We start from the raw sequence: 18,721 nt of genomic DNA, 5'->3' as shown, positions 1-18,721 counted from the left end.
TTCCGAACATGTTCGCCCATGTCTGCCCCAGCTACGTTCGACCAGATCTGTCCCGGACACGTTCGGCAGGCGTGCCGAGCGAACTCAGACAGGTATTCCGAACTAACTCGCCATCCTTCGTCGTCCGTTCAGTCCTCGTCGTCGTCGGTTTCGACGAGGACCTTCTTCACGACGTCGGGGTCCTCGAGGAGTTGGTGCTCCGTGTAACTGCCCTCTGCGCTGCCGCCAGAGCGGCGGGACTGTTCGAGGATGTCGAGGAACGCGTGCTCCTTCAAGAGGTCGCGAACGCGCCGGAGCGAGAGCGGTTCGGACCCTTCCTGCCGGCAGACCTCCTCGTACACGTCGTAGATCATCGTGGTTCGGAACCCGTCGGTTTCGGGCTGGTTGAGCGAGAGCACGGCCAGCGCCTGGAGGACGTACCGCGAGTGAGGCGTCGAACCGCGGATCAGCTCCCGGAACCGGTCGGTCTCGGCGCGCTCGCGGGCCTGGACGACGAAGTCCTCTCGAACCGTCTCGGCCCCGCTCGACTGCGCGATCTCGCCCGCGTACCGGAGGATGTCGATCGCCTTCCGCGCGTCGCCGTGCTCGCGGGCGGCGAGGGCGGCCGCTCGAGGAATCGTGGACGTGTCGAGGACGCCGTCGCGGAACGCGTCGCTCCGGGCCTCCATGATGGAGCGCAGTTGCGTCGCGTCGTACGGCGGGAACACGAACTCGCGCTCGCAGAGGCTGCTTTTAACCCGCTCGTCCATCCGGTCCTTGTACTTGATCTTGTTGCTGATGCCGATGACTCCGAGCTTACAGTTGTCGAGCTTGCCCGCCTCTCCCGCCCGCGAGAGCTGCATGAGGATGTCGTCGTCGTCCAGTTTGTCGACCTCGTCGAGGATGATGAGGACGACGTCGTACCGCTCGTCGAGGACGTTCCAGAGTCGCTTGTAGTACGTCGACGTACTCAACCCCTTGTCGGGGATCCGAACGTCCGTTACCTCGGGTTCGTTGAGCGTGCTGGCGATAGTCTGGACGGCTTGCGTTTCCGTGCTGTCCTGCGCGCAGTCGACGTAGGCGAAGGCCGCGTCGACCCCCTCTTCCCCCGCGACGCGGACCAGACGCTGCGAGATGTGCTTGGCACAGAGGGATTTCCCGGTCCCCGTCTTCCCGTAGATGAGGACGTTGCTCGGGCTCTGGCCGAAGATAGCGGGATTGACGGCGTTCGCCAGATCCGCGATCTCGTCGTCGCGACCGACGATCCGACCCTCTTCCGGGAGGTGGTTGATCTCCAGCAGTTCCTTGTTGGCGAATATCGGGTCCTCCCGCGTAAAGAGGTCGTCTGCGGATTCTGACATGGTTCGGTTACACACCACGTTTCCGGTGAAATGCCTTTATACTTACCCCCGGAGACACACACACCACGTTTCCGGTGAAACGCGGGGAAGGGTGGGGGAGGGTGGAGTTGAAACGGGGGTATTGCTTCACCGGAAACACGGTGTCCCCTCTAGAACCAGGCGAGAGAGTCCAATGTCGGGTCCTGATGTCGTTCTTACTGCGATCTCGAAAAGAGGCGGGAGACAGGGCAAACACTCCCGATCAGTTAAAAAGAGACTGATAGAAAGAGATGACGTAGTGTGGTTGCTTGCTCATCGAGGAGCGAGGGAATACGAACACCGACTGCAGAACACACGACGTTTCCGGTGAATTCCGAGCCAATTATCTCCCCGGTGAATACAGAATCACCTACCGGAGCCGCTCTCTTTCGTCGTGCACTGTTTCCGGTGGAATCTTCCCGTCGTCGAGCGATACTATCGCTCTTCATAGGCTTGCGATTCACTTAGTGGACTGTACTCCAGTTGTTGTATTATAGTTACCGATATGCTGTGGAGAGATACTGTATAGAGCAGAGCAGTAGCTATTTCGCTACCAATAGGATACGTGTATAAACAAAACGACCACTTCCGCTCCTTTCCTTCTGACTGGCTTCCTACCCCTGCATTCTCACTCGTTTCACCGGAAACGTGGTGTGTGTGTCTAAAGGGGCTCTGATTTCATCCCGTCTGTACTTTCCCGAGCTGTACCTGTTCATTTGCTCTGTTCCTTCCGTACCCGTCTCTTCCGTGCTCTATTTCCACGGTCTGTTGCTCGCGTTCTCTCAGCTACCGACTCGGCTATCCTCCCAACCCCTTCTCATCGAGCATTCACCGGAAACGTGGTGTGCGTGTCTCGGGATCTACTGCCTGATCGTTCACCGGAAACCCGGTGTGTGCTTCTTCCTGAATGGCATCCCCCGCGTTTCACCGGAAACCGGGTGTGTGCCTCCCTTCCCTAGTTTACAGATATATGTATGTAATTTGGTTCGACCTGCATCCGTGTCTCTTCAGGTTGTATAGGCTGTGGTTAATAACGGATTACTTCGGTTAAGGGTCTATTAATAACGGTTTAGATGCGCTGTCCACCGTGTTTGCAGGTTACTCGCCCCACTGAACAGTTTCCCGTCTATACTGGATCGACGCGGCTGCCACGTAGAGACTGAGCACCAATCAGGTGAACATCAGACGGTAAAATTATAATAAAATACACTGCTTGGATCAAAAACCACTGCAGTGGTATCGGCTCCGGTCTAATATACTAATATAAATCATTGTAGTGTTACATCGGGCATGAGAAAAGCTTATCACCACGCTTGATATCAGTGAGAAGCAGACACGACCTGGCTGCTATGACTAGCAATATTAACTGTGATACGACCTCGGTATCGGACAGATCCCCGGATCGAATCGAAACTGCGGCGCGCGCCGGCGGACGAAGGGAAGATCTGAGTACCACCATCATCATGGAAGTCGCCGAGGCGCTCGATACGGACCCGGTCAACCTGACTCCGTCCCTCTACGACCACATTGACCCGGACGCGCTCGACGCGCTCTTCGACTCGGCCGGCGACGGTAGCGACGTGTACCTCACGATCCGCGAGTGGGGATGTACGGTCACCGTCTTCGCGGACGGCCGCGTCCTCGTTGACGTCGAAGACTGACTCCTCGGTCCTGACCGCGCGTTCGAGACACCGATCCGCACACTCCCCCGCATCGTAGCAACGACAAAACGCGCCGGTAAACGGCTCCTTCGCGTAGTTTGTACCGTCTACTCGGGTAAACCACCAACACCCTTAATGCTACCTCCCACGAAACCGAGTGTTAATGACAGGTCGATTGTCACGAAGCGATTGGGAACGAATCCGTCAGTTCGCAGAGACCCCTACCTACAAACGGGAACCGGAGATGCTCATCCCGGATGGCGATGAGGACGACGGACAGGAGTAGTATCAGTCTGCGCGACGTGACTGAATTGAGCGGAAACACCACCTGAAAGTCAGAAATCATCAGTTTCTCTACCTATGGATCGGGGGGACCCAGATAACGGGTTCCGGTCGTTGGACCGGCGGTCATCGGTCGAAACGCCATCGCGGTGAGCAGTAGTACGACCAGCGGCCGTAGTTTCTCTACCCGGTAACAGTCGCCCGCTGCCTCCACAGGCCCTTCTCGCGTCTCCAGTTCTCGTCGGTATCGTTCCTACCGGTCACGCCCTCCGTCGACTCTCGTGCGGGTCGTCGTTCCGTCCCCGACGACCCAGCGACGCGGCTGTCGGTCCAGGTGCCGTACAGACACCGTACAAAAAACCGCTGGCTCGGACGAGCGCGTTGATCCTCCGTCGCGGACTACTCCTCGAGCATGTTCTCGGCCTGGATCTGGTTCCATATCTGGTCGCCCCTATCGGTGATGCCGTACACCCGTCCCTTCTTCCGGTCCTCCGAAACGAGCAGTTCCACGAGGTCGCGGTCGCGAAGCCGACGGAGGCTCCGCGATATGTGCGCGATGGAGAGCTCGGAATCGGTAGCGATCTGTGACGGGGTCGCCGGCCCCTCGGCGAGCCGTTCGAGGACGGCAACCCGATACCGCGAGCTGATGACGAACCCGATCTCGTCCCACACCTCAGTCATATCGCTTTCCTAGGGCCTGCCGCTCTTAACTCGTGTCCATAGTCGTCCTAGAATTACCCTCTTTCTTTCAGTTTAACCCAAACATAACTACGATACGATTATCGTACTACTGTTACTCGACACCATTTGTTTACCACGAGGTACGCTTTGGTGCCGAGGTCGCTTTGGAGATACGCTGTTCGAGGTGACTCAGGATACTACTGAAGGGACCATCCCACGAGGAACCCATCGTCGCGCCCGACTTTCGCCGAGTTTCGTCGCGGAAAGCAGACGGTATCCGACACTCGCTTTCGCGGTCGCTGAGAAACGCGGCGTTGCGAAACGGCCGAAAACGGCCGTTTCAGCCCCGATTTCGCTAAGTGGCGTATAACAAAGCGACTCACAGAGGGTGTGTCTGTCATGGCGTCGCAACCAGAGCGGTCGACTCGAAGCCGCGGATCGGCAACGAACCGTCAGTGCCGGAACTGCGGGGCGTACGTCACCTACCAGTTCGCGAAGGTCTTCGGTAACAACGAGAACCGGGTGTACGCCTGTCTGGACTGTTCGACGACGCGGGCCCTTCGAGAGGGCGTCGCGACGGACCAGTGAGCGGTTCCCTTCCGGCGCCCGGTACAGCCGCTCACTGACAGCAAGGAGTTCGCTGACAGCAGAGAACTCGAAGACCCCGTGCCAGCTTCCGACGCGAATCCGATCCAGTGGGATCGCTCTCGCAGCGTCACTTCCGCCGATCCACACGTCGAGCGCCGAGAGACCGCGAACCGGGTCTCCCGACTCCGGTCGAAAGCGACGGCACCGCCATCCGTGTGGCTCTTTCACTCTATCAAAGCGTTCGTCCCGACGGCGCGCCAGGAGACGTAGGTGCTGAATAACAATGCCCCGAAGCCGTCTATCCTCGGGCAACGATAGTCCTATGTCTGGTGGCAGTTGCCCCACTGTCGTGGGCGAACGAACCGTACCGATCCCGCACTGGCAACGACTCAAATGAAACACGAGACGTCGAACCGGCCGTTCTGGGTCCAGTTGCTGCTGTCGGCGAGAGGCGTCCCGGTGGATCTCTCGCTCGTCGCCGGCTATCTGCTACTGGCCGACCTGCTATTGCTCGCTTTCCCGTCGGCGCCGACGGCGCTCCGTGCAGCGGTCGCCGCGCCGCTGTTGGCGTTTGTCCCCGGGTACGCGCTCGTCTCGGCGCTGTATCCGGGTCGCGCGGGACGCGACGAGGGGTTTCGATCGGTCGGCGAGCGGTCGGTCGCGACGAACGGCGGAACCGCTCGTCGGGTCGACCTCGTCGAGCGGGCGGCGCTGGCGTTCGGCATGAGTCTGGCGGTGGTTCCGCTGGTCGTCTTCGCGATCACGCTGGCCGGCTTCGAGATCACGGCGCTGTCCGTGCTCGGCGGTCTGTCGCTGTTCGCCGCGGCCGGCGTCCTCGTCGCGGCGGTACGTCGGTTCCGGCTGTCGCCCGCCCGGCGCTTCCGGCTTCCGGTGCGGCGCTGGACCGGTAAGGTCCACGAGGGCGTTTTCGGCGCTGACTCGGCCGGCGTGGCGCTCGTGAACGTAGCGCTCGCCCTGAGCGTCCTCGTCGCGTTCGCGGCGCTCGGCGGCGCGATCGTCTCCCCCGCCGACGGCCAGTCGTCGTCCTCGATGACGCTGCTGACCGAAAACGAGTCGGGCGACCTGGTGACGGAAGGGTATCCGTCGGAGTTCACGGCTGGCGAGGAGCGCGACATGACGGTCAGGGTGTCCAACGACGAGGGCGAACGCACGACCTACACAGTCGTGGTGGTCATCCAGCGCGTGGACGCCGACGAGAGCGGGGCGACCGTGCTGGAGCAGCAGGAAGTGACGCGGTTCCAGAACACGGTCGATCCGGGCGAGCGCTGGACGGAACAGCACGGGGTCGCGCCGGAGATGCTCGGGGACGACCTGCGGCTCCAGTACCAGCTCTACCGCGGCACGCCGCCCGAAGACCCGACCTCGGCGGACGCGTACAGGACCACGCACGTCTGGATCTCGGTCTCCGAGTCCTGATGTGGCCTTGGGAGCACCTCGCGGTGGGGTACGTCGCGTACTCGGTGTACTCCCGAGTGCGCTACGACGAGCCTCCGGGCGGGGCCGAGGCGTTGCTGCTCGCGCTCGGCACCCAGCTACCTGACCTGGTCGACAAGCCGCTGGCGTGGACCTTCGGCGTCCTGCCGAGCGGCACGTCCGTCGCACACTCCGTGTTCGTCGCGGCCGCTTTCGTCCCGACGGTGATGCTTCTGGCGCGACGTGCCGGCGTCCCCCGCTGGGGGACGGCGCTCGCGTTCGGCCACGTCAGCCATCTCCCTGGTGACGTGCTGTACCCGCTACTGACGAAAGGGGAGCTTCCGTTCTCGATCCTGCTGTGGCCGGTCGTCGTCGGCCCGACCAGCGAACCGCAGGGGTTCCTCTTCGAGTTCCGGACGCTCTTCGCGGCCTTCGTCGAGTTCCTCGCGACGCCCCGCGGACAGTTCTACCTCGGGCTCGAACTCGCACTCCTCTTGACCGCCCTGGTCGCGTGGATCGTCGACGGGGCGCCCGTCCTGTCCGACGTGGTGTCGGCGGTTCGACCGCGCCGAGCGAGCGACTGACCCTCGCTCTCCGCGGTACGGTTCTCCCCGTCTCCCGTTGAACTTCACAGCAGGTACTCCGCTGGCACTCCGTGACCGTCGGTGCAGCGCCGCTGACCGGACATCGATCCCCCGGCGAGCGTCCGGACGAAAAGCGTCGGTGGAAGGCAACGAGCGCCGGCCGAAAAAGGAGTCCCGACGGAAAAAGGAGCACCGACTCGAAGCAGGAGCGTGCGCGCCGCGCCGGACTACCGCAGCTGTCGGTAGAGCTGCGCCATCTTGTTCATCACGGGCGTCCCCTTCTCGACGCTGTGGTAGGCCTCGACGTCCGGGCCGAACTTCGCCTTGTAGCGGTTGATCCGCGGGTCGTCCGCGCCGACGAGGTCGTAGTGCGAACGGCCGCGCTCTCTGGCGTCCGACATGACCCGCCAGTCGAGCAGGTCGTTGGGCGCGATGTCGACGTCGGCGTCGGTCCGGACGCCGCCCTGCCAGCGGTAGACGCGCTCGCCGTCGTCGAGCGCGAGGATCCCGCCGACGAAGTCGCCGTCGACGTACAGCGCGTACGGCCGGACGTAGCCGTCGGGGAGCCGGTCGAACAGGTCGCCGACGAGGGCGGTCGGCAGGTGAAAGGAGACGTCCTGTGCCTCGTAGCGGGCGCGAACCTGCTCCAGGATCTTCTCAATCGCCTCGTAGCCTTCCTCCTCGATGACGTAGTCGGCGTCCTCGCCGTCGCGGATGTTGCTCCGCGCGTCGGAGCTGAACCGCGCCTGGAGCGTCTCCTCGTCCGCGTCCAGATCTACCATGTAGGTGTACGTCGGCGTGACGTCGTGGTCGTTCCAGATGAACGGCCGGAGGTCGTCGAAGCGCTCGTCGGTCCTGAAGTGCGTGTACTTCGGCCCGATCTCCTCGTCGACCACGTCGAGGCAGTTCTCGACGAAGCGCTTCTCGCGGCGGTCGCGCTTGCGCCGCTTCAGCTTGTCGACGTTCAGGAGGGCGGGACCGAGATACGGCACCCGGATCTCGGGAGGTGGCGAGAACGCGGCTGACACCGGTCCCTTGCGGATCTCGAACACCGGGAAGAGCCCGACAGCCTCCTGGCCCTTGAACCCGGCGAGGGGATACAGTTCAGCGTTCGTGTACTGCGCCTGTACCTCCAGCGCGGCGTACCGGTGAAACAGGTTCGTGCCGTCAGATCGGTCGACGTATCGATCCCACTCGTCTTCGTCGTCGAGAATACGGATGTCGATGCTCATGCGTCAGATTACTCCGAACTATTCGATGTATCCGAGATTGCTGAGGCGGTCTTCGACGGCCTCGTCGTCCGTCGCCGTCGATCGTCTGCTGTACTCCGGATAGCTGCGCTCTCCGGCCGACTCCACCGCCGGGAGGACCGTCCCGTCCATCCGCTCGTCTGCGGGCACGCCCATGGTGGCGAGCACCGTCGGCGCCACGTCGAACAGGTGGGCGTCCCCGAGCGCGGCCGACTCGTCGACGCCCTCGCCGGCGAGGGCGACGATGCCGTCGCGCTTGTGATTCCAGGGCTCCGACGGCTCGCCCCACTGCGACCCGCGGAGCTTCGCGGAGAGGAAGTGGTCGAACTTCGACGGCACCGTCACCACGTCGACGGCGTCGTCGGCGTGAGGCCCCTCGAAGTACTTCTCGCGGCGCGCCACGTCGTCGAACAGGGGGTCCCCGTCGGGCGTCCGGACGCTGGAGAGTCGGTCGATGAGGTCGTCGCGGACGGCCTCGTACCGGTCGGCGGGGACGACGCCGTCCGGCTCCCGCCCTTCGAGGTTGATCCGGACGCCGCACTCGATGCGGGAGCGCATGTACGCCCGGGAGGACGGGAAGTCGACCTGTTCCGTCCCGGCGCTGACCATCGACGTCGGCACGCGAGCGGCGACGGCGTCCGCGAGGCCGACCGCATCCAGCGCTTTCCCGATGCGCTGGCTCGTGAGGCCGACGCCGGCGAGCGCCGCCATGACGCGCTCCATCGCGCCGCTGTCGGGATCGGTCTCGGCCTGACCCTCCTTGAGCTGACCGTCGCGGACGGTGGCCCAGGTCGGCATCCCCTCCCCGCCTTTCACCGCGGTCACGTCGTCGCTCTCGCGGAGGAACTCGTTCACGCGGAACTCGTGGCCGCGGTACGGCCCCATGCCGTGGTCGCTCGCGACGACCACGGTGTCCGGATCGCACTCCGCGAGGATCGCGCCGAGCTGTTCATCGACGGCTTCGTACACCGCCCGGACGGCCTCCTGGTCGCCCGGGAGGTCGTGGAACACGGTGTCGGTCGACTGGAACTCGACGAAGCCGAACTCCGGGTCGAACCGGTCGACGAGGTAGCGGAACGCCTCGCCGCGGGACCGCGCGGCGTCGGCGAACGCCTCGCGCTTTCCCTCCGCGCTGTCAGCGTTCTTCGGGTAGACGCGGTACTCCCCGATCGCCTCCCGCACGTCGTCGAGGACGCCGGCGGGGTGACAGTCGGGATCTTCCGGCGCGACGTACCCGGGGACGAGCGCGCCGTCGAACTCCTCCGGCGGATGCGTCACCGGGACGTTCACGACGACGCTCGTGCGGTCCTGTCGGTCGAGCAGGCTCCACAGCGGCCGCTCGTCGACGTGGGTCGCGTTGACTACCCCCCAGTCGTACCCGTCGAACGAGAGGAAATCGAACACGCCGTGTTTCCCCGGGTTCGTGCCCGTGTACATCGACGGCCAGGCGCTGGCCGTCCACGGCGGGATCTGCGACTCCAGCGGGCCGCTCGCGCCGTCCGCGAGCAGCCCGGCGAGGTTCGGCACGACCCCGTCGTCGATCAGCGGGTCGAGGACCCCTCGACACGCCGCGTCGATCCCGACGAGGATCGTGGATGGTCCGGTCGTTTCCCGACTCTCCATATCGGTTTAATGATGCGATTTTCCCTTTGTTATGAACGGTATATCGGGGGAACCGATGTGCTAGGCGGTCGGTACTCTGCGCTTGTCTGCTGCCCGGAGGAACAGTCTGCCCGCCGTCACCGCTTCGGAGCCGTCGCCTTTGAGCGCCGCTATCGGTTCGTACTCACCAGATCGGCGTCGATCTCCGGTTCGTGATACCGGTTGTAGAGGTAGTGAGCGACCGCCGAGAGGCCGAACGCGATGATGATCGCGATGCCCGCGACGAACTCCGGAACCGCCGCGAAGAAGGCGACGTCGAACGCGACGAGCGAGTACAGTATCGCGCCGGCGACGGCGACCGCGAGGTAGTACATCTGCCACGGGAGCGTCTCCTCTTCGCTGCTGAGATACGATCCCAGGTCGTCTGCGCGGTCGGCCAACGAGACCATACCGCTGTCTTGGTCGTATTCGATGATCCCCGCTTCGTCGAGCTTCGGTACGTGTGTTTGATACAGCGAGACGTACACTCGTTTTCGCTGTTGGCTTGTGAGTTCCTCGACGTCCATGTCGTTCTCCCAGGCAGCGACTTCGTCGGCCAGTTCCCGCAGTTCTACTGGCTCGTTTTCCTGACGCAGGTAGTACAGCACGAACCGGCGTCTGGGGCTGCTGAGGAGATCGAACACGACGTCCTGCGATAGCGCGCTGGTGTCGGATTGAGACATTAATTGGACGCGGTGTGTCAACTTCGGTATCTCTACCTACCCGTACGTGGACTTCTAGACCGTGGTATCCCGGTATCACCACTTTGTTACATACCGATTACAGTCACGGTAACTAGGTTATACCCGATCAGACGGCGTCAACGCGCTGAAATCCCGAGATCCAGTGCAGACGTGACGTTGTCCACCCGCTTTCCCCTTGAAGGACCTTCATACCCGTACTAAAGGCGCTCAATAACAAAGGCATCTGCATCATAAGCAGGGAGTAGCCTTTCATGCCGCTTGCACTGGGGTACGGCTGGGGAAGCGGAACCCGCCATACACGAACGACACGCATCGATCGACGAGTAACGAGATCGCCGCCGCCGGGACCGCCGGCGCCGACGGAGGTGACCGCATGGCCGAGCTCGTAACCGGCGACGGCGTGCACGTCGACGACGGCGCAACCGTCGCCTACGAGTACGCCGACGACTGCGGTCCGACGGTGCTCGGCGACGACTCCACGGTCCGGCAGGGCTCGATCGTCTACGCGGACGTCCGGACGGGCGACGAGTTCGTCACCGGACACGGCGTCCTCGTGCGTGAGGAGTCGACGTTCGGCGACGACGTGGTCGTCGGAACCGACACCGTGATCGACGGCCGGGTCGACGTGGGGTCCCACGTCAGCATCCAGACCGGGGTGTACGTGCCGCCGGAGACCACCGTCGGCGACAACGTCTTCCTCGGGCCGCGGGCGGTGCTGACGAACGACCCGTATCCCGTTCGGAAGGACGTTCCGCTGCAGGGGCCGACCATCGAGGACGGCGCCTCGATCGGCGCGAACGCGACCGTCCTCCCCGACGTCACGGTCGGGAAGGGGTCGTTCGTCGCCGCCGGCGCCGTCGTCGACCGGGACGTCCCGCCGGACACGCTGGCGATGGGAGTGCCCGCGGAGTTCGGTCCGCTCCCGGACGACCTCGAAGGAGGGAACGAGATCGCATGAGTTCGATTCCGATCGCGTCCCCCGACCTCGGAGAGGAGGAACAGCGCCGCGTCGCGGAGGTAATAGAGGACGGCCACGTCGCGGACGGCCCCCTGGTCCGGCAGTTCGAGTCCGAGTACGCCGAGTACTGCGGGACGGACCACGCCGTCGCCACCTCCAACGGAACCACGGCGCTTCACACCGCGTTCGAGGCGCTGGGGATCGGCGAGGGAGACCGCGTCGTCACGACGCCGTTTTCCTTCATCGCCAGCGCGAACGCGATCAGGTTCGCGGGCGCGGAGCCCGTGTTCGTCGACGTCGACCCCGAGACGTACAACCTCGACCCCCACGCGGTGGAAGCGGTCGCTCGGGAGCGCGACGTCGACGCGATCCTCGCGGTCCACCTCTACGGGCTCCCCGCGGCGATGGACCACCTCAGGGAAGTCGCCGACGACCACGACCTGGCGCTCGTAGAGGACGCCGCACAGGCTCACGGCGCCGAGTACGGCGGGCAGCCCGTCGGCTCGCTCGGCGATGCCGCCTGTTTTTCCTTCTACCCGACGAAGAACATGACGACCGGGGAAGGGGGGATGATCACGACCGACCGGGAGGACGTCGCCGAGCGCGCCGCCCGCTTTATCAACCACGGGCGGACGGAGACGTACGAGCACGCGGAGGTGGGCCACAACTTCCGCATGACAAGCATCGCGGCCGCCATCGGGCGGGCGCAGCTGGAGAAGCTCCCGGACAACGTCGAAGCCCGCCGCTCCAACGCGGCGACGCTCACCGACGCCATCGAGGGGGTCCCGTCGGTGACGGCTCCGACGGAACCGGCGGGTCGCGAGCACGCGTATCATCAGTACACGGTCCGCTGCGAGGACCGGGACGCGTTGCGCGCCCACCTCGATGAGCGGGGGATCGGCACCGGCGTCTACTACCCCCTGCCGATCCACCAGCAACCGGCCTACGCGGACGCGACCGCGAGCGCCCCCGAAGCCGAGCGAGCCGCCGACGAGGTCCTCTCGCTCCCGGTGCATCAGGACCTCGACGAGGACGACCTACGACGCATGACTGACAGCATTCACACGTACAACCATGACTGAGATCAGAGCAGGAGTTATCGGTGTCGGAAGCATGGGCCGGCACCACGCGCGGGTGTATCGCGAGCTACCGAACGTCGAACTGTTCGCGATCTCCGACGCGGACACGGACCGCGCCGAGGAGGTCGCGGACGATTACGACGCGCGGGTCCTGTCGACCGAGGGCGTGCTGAACGCCGTCGACGCGGTGTCCGTGACGGTGCCGACAGAGTACCACTACGCCGTCGCGCAGGATGCCATCGACCACGACACCCACGTGCTGGTCGAGAAGCCGTTCGTCGACGACCCCGAGGCGGGCCGCGACCTCATCCAGAGCGCTCGCGACGCCGACCTGACCCTACAGGTGGGACACGTCGAACGGTTCAACCCCGCGGTTCGGACGCTGCAGGACATCGTCCCGGATCTGGACATCATCGCGGTCGACGCCCGGCGGCTCGGTCCCCCGCTCGACCGCGATCTCGGCGACAGCGTCGTTCAGGACCTGATGATCCACGACATCGACATCGTGCGGTCGCTCGTCGACGACGAACTGGAAGCGATCGAGGCGTTCCGCGCCGAGGACGACCCCTACGTGACGGCGTCGCTCCAGTTCGAGGACGTCGTCGGCACGCTGACGGCAAGTCGCGTCACCCAGGAGCGGGTCCGCCAGCTCTCGATCACCGCTCGGGAGTGTCAGGTCAACGTCGACTACATGGAGCGGACGGTCCAGATTCACCGCCACTCGCTCCCGGAGTACGTCGAGAACGACGGCGACGTCCGCTACCGGAACGAGAACGTCATCGAGCGCCCGACCGTCGACAACGGCGAGCCCCTCAAGAAGGAACTCGCCTCGTTCGTCGAGGCGGCGACGACGGACGAGGAGCCCGAGGTCAGCGGCGAGGACGGGCTCCGCGCGCTCGAGATCGCCCGGAAGATCGACCGGAAGGCGAACGGGCGCCGCGCGGCGCCGACGGAGGTGCGTCACTGATGAAGCTGAGCAGGGACGAGGCGACGAAGCTGTACGGCGTCGACGGCTCGATCGACGAGCGCCGCGACGCGTTCGTCGACGGCGACGTGCCGGTCGCCGTGTACGGCCTCGGGAAGATGGGCCTCCCCCTCGCGGTCGTGTACGCCGGCGTGACGGGCAACGTGACCGGCGTCGACATCGACGAGGACGTGGTCGGCCGGATCAACGACGGCGACTGCCCGGTCGAGGGCGAACCCCGTCTCCCGGAGCTCACCTCCGCCGCCGTCAACGCCGGCGCGTTCCGCGCGTCGGCCGACCCGCCGACGACGGCCGGGGACGCGAGCGTGCACGTGGTCATCGTTCCCACGACGCTCCGCAACGACCGGCACCCCGACCTCTCGAACCTCCGGACGGCGGTCCGGGACATCGCCGCCGGTCTCGACGAGGGCGACATGGTCGTCATCGAGTCGACGGTGCCGCCGCGCACCTGCGAGGACGTCGTGAAACCCCTCCTCGTCGAGGAGAGTGGCCTCGCCGCGGACCAGTTCGGGCTGGCCTTTTGCCCCGAGCGGACGTCCAGCGGCCGCGCGCTGAAGGACATCCGTGGGGCGTACCCCAAGGTCGTCGGCGGTATCGACGACGAGAGCACGGCCGTCGCGGAGATGATCTACGGCGAGCTGACGGTCAACGACGTCGTCCCGGTCAGCGACGCCACGACCGCGGAGTGCGTGAAGGTGTTCGAGGGCGTCTACCGCGACGTCAACATCGCGCTCGCGAACGAGCTGGGCAGCTTCACGGACGAGCTGGGCGTCGACGTCAACGAGGCGATCGAGGTCGCCAACACCCAGCCGTTCTGCGACATCCACGACCCGGGGGTCGGGGTCGGCGGGCACTGCATCCCCTACTACCCCTACTTCCTCATCAACGAGCTGGCGAGCGACGCGCCCCTGCTGCGGACGGCGCGGGAGGTCAACGACGAGATGCCGATCTTCGCGGTCCGCAAGCTCGTCGAGGGGCTCCAGCGCGCCGGCAAGCACGTCGAGGACTCCGCGGTGCTCGTCCTCGGTGTCACCTACCGCGCCGGCGTCGCGGAGACCAGGAAGACGCCCGCGCTCCCCATCGCCGAGAAGCTGAACCAGTTCGGCGCGACCGTCGTCGGCGTCGACCCGATGATCGACGACTTCTCGGAGTTCGACATGTACGGAGCGTCGCTGGACTCGGTGACCGACCTCGACCTGGACGGCGCCATCCTCGTGACGGCCCACGAGGAGTTCGACGACCTCGACTGGAACGCGTTCGACGACGACCTCGTCGTCGTCGACGGCCGCGACGCACTGGACCTCGACCGCACCCATCACCACGTCTACACGATCGGTAGTGGATAGCCATGTACAGAGGAAAAACCGTCGGCGTCGTCGTGCCGGCGTACAACGAGGAGGGGTTCGTCGGAGAGGTGATAGACACCCTTCCGGAGTTCGTCGACCGCGCGTACGTGGTCGACGACTGTTCGACCGACGGAACGTGGGCGGAGATCCAGCGCCACGCCGCCAAGGCCAACGCGCGCCGCCGCGAGACGCCGTTCCCCGACGGCGGCGCGGGCGGCGATAGAGACACCGGTCGGACGGTCGACGGCGAGGTCGCGCTCGACACCGACGTCGAGACCGACGGCGGCATGGAGTTTCACCCCCGCGTCGTGACGATCCGCCACGAGGAGAACAGCGGCGTCGGCGCGGCGATAAAGACCGGCTACGCCCGCGCCGTCGACGACGGCCTGGACGTGACGGCCGTGATGAACGGCGACGGCCAGATGGACCCCGACATCCTGGACCGGATCATCGAACCCATCGTCAACGACGAGGCCGACTACGCGAAGGGCAATCGCCTGATCTCCCCCGACCACTGGGACGGGATGTCCCGGTGGCGGCTGTTCGGCAACTCCGTGCTGACCTTCCTCACGAAGGTCGCGAGCGGCTACTGGCGGATGGTCGACCCCCAGAACGGGTACACGGCGGTCTCCCTGCGCGCGCTCGACCGGCTCGACTTCGACGCCGTGTACGACGAGTACGGGTTTTGTAACGACATGCTCGTCAAGCTCAACGCCCACGGCATGCGCATCGCCGACGTCCCCATGGAGGCGGTGTACGGCGACGAGCAGAGCGACATCCGGTACGCGGATTTCATCCCTCGCCTCTCGGCGCTGCTGTTTCGAGACTTCCTGTGGCGGCTGAAGATGAAGTACCTCGTTTACGACTTCCACCCGCTCGTGCTCCTGTACGCGCTCGGCGTCGTCGGCGGATTCGCCGGCCTCGTCCTCGCGGGCCTCACGTTGACGGTCCTGGACGCCGTAGTGACGGGCGGTGCGATGTCGGTACTGCTCATGCTGTTCGGCGGCACCCTCTGCACGCTGGCGATGATCTTCGACAAGCAGCACAACGACAAACTCGAACGCGGAAACTGGAGTAACTGACAATGGGCAAGGTACTGACGATCGTCGGCGCTCGACCGCAGTTCATCAAGGCGTTCCCCATCTCGGAGGCGCTCCGAGGGACCCACGAGGAGGTGCTCGTCCACACCGGACAGCACTACGACGAGGGGCTCTCGGACGTGTTCTTCGAGGAGCTCGCCATCCCCGAACCGGACCACCACCTCGGGGTCGGCTCCGCGTCGCACGCGACCCAGACCGCGGAGATGATGACCGGCATCGAGGCGCTGATCGAGGAGGAGTCCCCCGACGTCGTCCTCGTGTACGGCGACACGAACTCCACGCTCGCCGGAGCCATCGTCGCGGCGAAGGAGGACGTCACCCTCGCGCACGTCGAGGCCGGCCTCCGGAGCCGCAACTGGTCGATGCCGGAGGAGGTCAACCGCGTCCTCACGGACCACTCGTCCGACCTCCTGTTCGCCACGAGCGAGGACGCCGCCCGGAACCTCCGGGCGGAGGGGATCACCGAGGGCGTCCACGTCACCGGTGACGTGATGCAGGACGCCATCCTGCACGCCCGGGACCGGGCCGCGGAGCACTCCGGGATGCCGGACGAACTGAACCTGAGCGACGGCGAGTACGTGCTCGCCACGGTCCACCGGGCGGGCAACACCGACGACCCCGACCGCCTCGACGCGATCCTGTCGGGGCTGGCGGCGTCCCCCAAACCGGTCGTGTTCCCCGCCCATCCGCGGACGGTCGCGGCACTCCAAGAACACGGTCTCTGGGACCGCTACGCCGACGAACTGCGGTTCATCGAACCGGTCGGTTACTTGGACTTCGTCCGGCTGATCGACGGCGCGGAGCGCGTGGCCACCGACTCCGGCGGCGTCCAGAAGGAGGCGTTCTACCTGGACACCCCCTGCGTCACGCTCCGCGACGAGACGGAGTGGACCGAAACCGTCGAGGCCGGGTGGAACGTCCTCGTGGGGGCCGACGAAGCGGCCATCCGCGGGGCGCTTTCCGGTTCGTTCGAGCCGGTATCGAACCCTCCCCTCTACGGGGACGGCACCGCCGCGGAGACGATACGCGACGTGCTGGACGATGCCTGACGACAACCCGTTCGAGGACGACTCGTTCGCCCTTTGTCTGACCCACGACGTCGACAGGCCGTTCAAGACGTACCAGTCGCTGTACTACGCGGTTCAGGAGCGGCCGCTGTACCATCTGAAGACGGCGCTCCCCGGGAACAACCCCTACTGGCAGTTCGACGAGATACGGTCGCTGGAGTCGGAGCTGGGCGTCCGGTCCGCCTTCTACTTCCTGAACGAACCCCACCTGTTCAGGGAGACGAGCCCCCGGGAGTGGCTGCGGCCGTCGCGCTGGGTCCAGCACCTCGGCGGGTACGATGTCGAATCACCGAAGATCGCGGACGTCATCCGCCGGCTCGACGCCGACGGCTGGGAGATCGGCCTCCACGGCTCGTACGGTTCCTACGGCGACAAGGACCGACTGGGCTACGAGAAGAACGTGCTGGAGGACCTGCTCGGTCATCCGGTCGTCGGCGGGCGGCAGCACTACCTCCACCTCGACGTGCCCGAGACCTGGCGGTACCACGCGGATATCGGCCTCCGGTACGACGCGAGCCTCGGATCGTCCGTCGAGTACGGCTTTCAGCACGGGTACGACCCGCTCCGCCCGTTCGACGACGACTTCGTCGTCTTTCCCCTGACGGCGATGGAGGAGGCGCTTCCCGACCCCGGAAAGGACTTCGACCGCGCGTTCGAGGTCTGCGAGGACCTCCTGATCGAGGCGGCCAGAAACGAGGCGGTGATGACGGTGCTGTGGCACCCTCGATACTTCAACGAGGACGAGTTTCCCGGCTACCGCCGTCTCTACTTCCGCCTGATCGAGCGGGCGCTCGACCTCGACGCGTGGGTCGGTCCGCCCGGGGATCTCTACCGGCGACTCGAGATCTCCCGGGAAGCCAGCCAGCGGGGTAGAGAGAGGATAACAAAGTTATAACCTATCTCATGGTACAACGAGCTCGATGAATATCGAACATCTGTCAATAGACGAGTGGGCAGACGCCCTTCCGTCGGATGGATTCGACGTGTTTCACACGCCCGAAGCGCTCCGCGTTCTCGACGTCCACACTTCCGCCGATTTAACTCTCCTCGGCGGTTTCAAGGGTCAACAGGCGGTCGCGCTCTTTCCGGCGTTCGTCCGCGACTGCGGCGTCGGCCGCATGATAACGTCCCCGCCGCCGTCGAAGAACATCCCGCACATGGGGCCGCTCCTGATGCCCAACTCCCCGAAACGGCGGAAACAGGAGAAGCTGAACCGGACGTTCACCGAGGGGGTCCTCGACGAACTGGACGCGACGGCCTCCCAGACGCTGTTCCGGACGATCACGACGCCGGAGTTCGACCCGCGCCCCTTCGAGTGGGCGGACCTCTCCGTCGAACCGTCGTTCACCTACCGCCTCGACCTCGACGGGGCCGACCTCGACGACGTGCGGAGTTCGTTCAGCAGTAGCCTGCGACGGGACATCCGCGACGCCGAGGAGACGGACGCGACGGTTTCGATCGAGGGGGTGACCGCGGCCCGGGCAGTGTTCGACCGCATGGTCGAGCGATACGAGGACAACGACGACACGCTCGGTGTCACCTGGCCGTTCGTACGCGATCTGGTCGACGCGCTCGACGACCGCTGCCGGGTCTACACCGTCCGCTCCGGCGACGGGGAGTTCCTGAGCGGCATTATCACGCTCTACTCGAACGACGCCGCGTACTTCTGGCAGGGCGGCGCGCGCGCGGACTATCAGGGGACCAGCGTCAACAGCCTGCTACACTGGGAGATAATCGCCGACATCGTCGAGGACCCGGAACTGGAGTCGGTCCACCAGTACGACCTCGTCGGCGCGAACACGGAGCGGCTCTGCAAGTACAAGGCGAAGTTCGGCGCGCAGCTCCGGCCGTATTTCCTCGTCGAGTCCGGCGGCCCGAGCATGGAGATCGCGAAGCGGGCGTACCAGCTCGTCAGCAACTGACGCCGCTTTTCCCGTCTCGCTCGGCCGCCGCCCCGCTCTTCTCGCGCGATATCGCAGTATCGCCGCGTTCTCGCGGCCTCG

The 18,721-nt window shown here is 65.0% G+C and carries 17 protein-coding genes; 12 read left to right on the top strand and 5 right to left on the bottom strand.

Annotated features, from left to right (window positions below; translation table 11 throughout):
- Positions 1-128: 128 nt before the first annotated feature.
- Entirely contained in the window at positions 129-1,340 is a 1,212-nt protein-coding gene (locus D8670_RS19365) for an orc1/cdc6 family replication initiation protein (protein WP_121819772.1), read from the bottom strand.
- A 1,367-nt stretch (positions 1,341-2,707) separates the two neighbouring features.
- Here D8670_RS19365 and D8670_RS21700 point away from each other — a divergent pair.
- Complete coding sequence (locus tag D8670_RS21700) at positions 2,708-3,019, top strand: HalOD1 output domain-containing protein (protein ID WP_162994386.1); 312 nt, start codon at positions 2,708-2,710, stop codon at positions 3,017-3,019.
- 681 nt (positions 3,020-3,700) lie between these two features.
- On the opposite strand, the gene D8670_RS19355 is transcribed toward D8670_RS21700, so the two are convergent.
- A complete protein-coding gene (locus D8670_RS19355) occupies positions 3,701-3,982 on the bottom strand; it encodes an ArsR family transcriptional regulator (RefSeq protein WP_121819771.1) in 282 nt (93 codons plus the stop codon).
- A gap of 399 nt (positions 3,983-4,381) precedes the next feature.
- On the opposite strand from D8670_RS19355, the gene D8670_RS19350 reads away from it, so the two are divergent.
- The 3 genes from D8670_RS19350 to D8670_RS19340 all read left to right on the top strand — a co-directional run bounded on the left by D8670_RS19350 (position 4,382) and on the right by D8670_RS19340 (position 6,588).
- Positions 4,382-4,570, top strand: coding sequence for a DUF7563 family protein (locus D8670_RS19350; RefSeq protein ID WP_121819770.1), 189 nt, complete (start codon positions 4,382-4,384; stop codon positions 4,568-4,570).
- 393 nt (positions 4,571-4,963) lie between these two features.
- Positions 4,964-6,007 carry a DUF1616 domain-containing protein gene (locus D8670_RS19345; RefSeq protein WP_121819769.1) on the top strand — a complete coding sequence of 348 codons (1,044 nt, stop codon included), beginning with the start codon at positions 4,964-4,966 and terminating at the stop codon, positions 6,005-6,007.
- A complete protein-coding gene (locus D8670_RS19340) occupies positions 6,007-6,588 on the top strand; it encodes a metal-dependent hydrolase (RefSeq protein ID WP_121819768.1) in 582 nt (193 codons plus the stop codon). Before D8670_RS19345 ends, D8670_RS19340 begins: the two co-directional genes overlap by 1 nt.
- Before the next feature lie 227 nt (positions 6,589-6,815).
- Here the strand turns inward: D8670_RS19340 and D8670_RS19335 are convergent, their stop codons facing one another.
- The 3 genes from D8670_RS19335 to D8670_RS19325 form a co-directional block, all read right to left on the bottom strand.
- Entirely contained in the window at positions 6,816-7,820 is a 1,005-nt protein-coding gene (locus D8670_RS19335) for a lipid II:glycine glycyltransferase FemX (protein WP_121819767.1), read from the bottom strand.
- An 18-nt stretch (positions 7,821-7,838) separates the two neighbouring features.
- Entirely contained in the window at positions 7,839-9,461 is a 1,623-nt protein-coding gene (locus D8670_RS19330) for an alkaline phosphatase family protein (RefSeq protein WP_121819766.1), read from the bottom strand.
- 149 nt (positions 9,462-9,610) lie between these two features.
- Positions 9,611-10,162: a DUF7344 domain-containing protein gene (locus D8670_RS19325; RefSeq protein ID WP_121819765.1), complete on the bottom strand. Its 552-nt coding sequence runs from the start codon at positions 10,160-10,162 to the stop codon at positions 9,611-9,613.
- 394 nt (positions 10,163-10,556) lie between these two features.
- Here D8670_RS19325 and D8670_RS19320 point away from each other — a divergent pair, with 394 nt between their 5' ends.
- Genes D8670_RS19320 through D8670_RS19285 form a run of 8 tightly spaced genes read left to right on the top strand, consistent with a single transcriptional unit; the run spans position 10,557 to position 18,640 of the window.
- Complete coding sequence (locus D8670_RS19320) at positions 10,557-11,141, top strand: acyltransferase (RefSeq protein WP_121819764.1); 585 nt, start codon at positions 10,557-10,559, stop codon at positions 11,139-11,141.
- Entirely contained in the window at positions 11,138-12,223 is a 1,086-nt protein-coding gene (locus D8670_RS19315) for a DegT/DnrJ/EryC1/StrS family aminotransferase (RefSeq protein WP_121819763.1), read from the top strand. The genes D8670_RS19320 and D8670_RS19315 overlap by 4 nt, the downstream gene beginning before the upstream one ends.
- Complete coding sequence (locus tag D8670_RS19310) at positions 12,216-13,187, top strand: Gfo/Idh/MocA family protein (RefSeq protein ID WP_121819762.1); 972 nt, start codon at positions 12,216-12,218, stop codon at positions 13,185-13,187. The genes D8670_RS19315 and D8670_RS19310 overlap by 8 nt, the downstream gene beginning before the upstream one ends.
- A 5-nt stretch (positions 13,188-13,192) precedes the next feature.
- A complete protein-coding gene (locus D8670_RS19305; protein WP_193569482.1) occupies positions 13,193-14,551 on the top strand; it encodes a nucleotide sugar dehydrogenase in 1,359 nt (452 codons plus the stop codon).
- A 2-nt stretch (positions 14,552-14,553) separates the two neighbouring features.
- Positions 14,554-15,633, top strand: a complete 1,080-nt coding sequence (locus tag D8670_RS19300; RefSeq protein WP_121819760.1) for a glycosyltransferase family 2 protein — start codon at positions 14,554-14,556, stop codon at positions 15,631-15,633.
- Positions 15,634-15,635: 2 nt separating this feature from the next.
- Positions 15,636-16,700 carry a non-hydrolyzing UDP-N-acetylglucosamine 2-epimerase gene (gene wecB / locus D8670_RS19295; RefSeq protein ID WP_121819759.1) on the top strand — a complete coding sequence of 355 codons (1,065 nt, stop codon included), beginning with the start codon at positions 15,636-15,638 and terminating at the stop codon, positions 16,698-16,700.
- On the top strand, positions 16,693-17,613 hold the full coding sequence (locus D8670_RS19290; protein WP_121819758.1) for a polysaccharide deacetylase family protein: 921 nt from the start codon (positions 16,693-16,695) through the stop codon (positions 17,611-17,613). Before wecB ends, D8670_RS19290 begins: the two co-directional genes overlap by 8 nt.
- Positions 17,614-17,638: 25 nt before the next feature.
- The gene (locus D8670_RS19285) at positions 17,639-18,640 is read left to right on the top strand and encodes a GNAT family N-acetyltransferase (protein ID WP_121819757.1); all 1,002 of its coding nucleotides are present in this window, start codon (positions 17,639-17,641) and stop codon (positions 18,638-18,640) included.
- Positions 18,641-18,721 lie beyond the last annotated feature (81 nt).

This window comes from Halostella limicola, from assembly GCF_003675875.1.
Lineage (GTDB): Archaea > Halobacteriota > Halobacteria > Halobacteriales > Natronoarchaeaceae > Halostella > Halostella limicola.
The sequence above is the reverse complement of the archived record's forward strand: the minus strand, read 5'-3'. Positions and strand labels throughout refer to the sequence as shown.

What these genes read in the sequence shown, in the direction of transcription:
- D8670_RS19340 (WP_121819768.1), top strand. Translation starts at nt 6,007, where the DNA reads ATGTGGCCTTGGGAGCACCTCGCGGTGGGGTACGTCGCGTACTCGGTG.
- D8670_RS19350 (WP_121819770.1), top strand. Translation starts at nt 4,382, where the DNA reads ATGGCGTCGCAACCAGAGCGGTCGACTCGAAGCCGCGGATCGGCAACG.
- D8670_RS19365 (WP_121819772.1), bottom strand. Translation starts at nt 1,340, where the DNA reads ATGTCAGAATCCGCAGACGACCTCTTTACGCGGGAGGACCCGATATTC.
- D8670_RS19285 (WP_121819757.1), top strand. Translation starts at nt 17,639, where the DNA reads ATGAATATCGAACATCTGTCAATAGACGAGTGGGCAGACGCCCTTCCG.
- wecB (WP_121819759.1), top strand. Translation starts at nt 15,636, where the DNA reads ATGGGCAAGGTACTGACGATCGTCGGCGCTCGACCGCAGTTCATCAAG.
- D8670_RS19330 (WP_121819766.1), bottom strand. Translation starts at nt 9,461, where the DNA reads ATGGAGAGTCGGGAAACGACCGGACCATCCACGATCCTCGTCGGGATC.
- D8670_RS19345 (WP_121819769.1), top strand. Translation starts at nt 4,964, where the DNA reads ATGAAACACGAGACGTCGAACCGGCCGTTCTGGGTCCAGTTGCTGCTG.
- D8670_RS19315 (WP_121819763.1), top strand. Translation starts at nt 11,138, where the DNA reads ATGAGTTCGATTCCGATCGCGTCCCCCGACCTCGGAGAGGAGGAACAG.
- D8670_RS21700 (WP_162994386.1), top strand. Translation starts at nt 2,708, where the DNA reads ATGACTAGCAATATTAACTGTGATACGACCTCGGTATCGGACAGATCC.
- D8670_RS19355 (WP_121819771.1), bottom strand. Translation starts at nt 3,982, where the DNA reads ATGACTGAGGTGTGGGACGAGATCGGGTTCGTCATCAGCTCGCGGTAT.
- D8670_RS19320 (WP_121819764.1), top strand. Translation starts at nt 10,557, where the DNA reads ATGGCCGAGCTCGTAACCGGCGACGGCGTGCACGTCGACGACGGCGCA.
- D8670_RS19310 (WP_121819762.1), top strand. Translation starts at nt 12,216, where the DNA reads ATGACTGAGATCAGAGCAGGAGTTATCGGTGTCGGAAGCATGGGCCGG.
- D8670_RS19300 (WP_121819760.1), top strand. Translation starts at nt 14,554, where the DNA reads ATGTACAGAGGAAAAACCGTCGGCGTCGTCGTGCCGGCGTACAACGAG.
- D8670_RS19335 (WP_121819767.1), bottom strand. Translation starts at nt 7,820, where the DNA reads ATGAGCATCGACATCCGTATTCTCGACGACGAAGACGAGTGGGATCGA.
- D8670_RS19325 (WP_121819765.1), bottom strand. Translation starts at nt 10,162, where the DNA reads ATGTCTCAATCCGACACCAGCGCGCTATCGCAGGACGTCGTGTTCGAT.
- D8670_RS19290 (WP_121819758.1), top strand. Translation starts at nt 16,693, where the DNA reads ATGCCTGACGACAACCCGTTCGAGGACGACTCGTTCGCCCTTTGTCTG.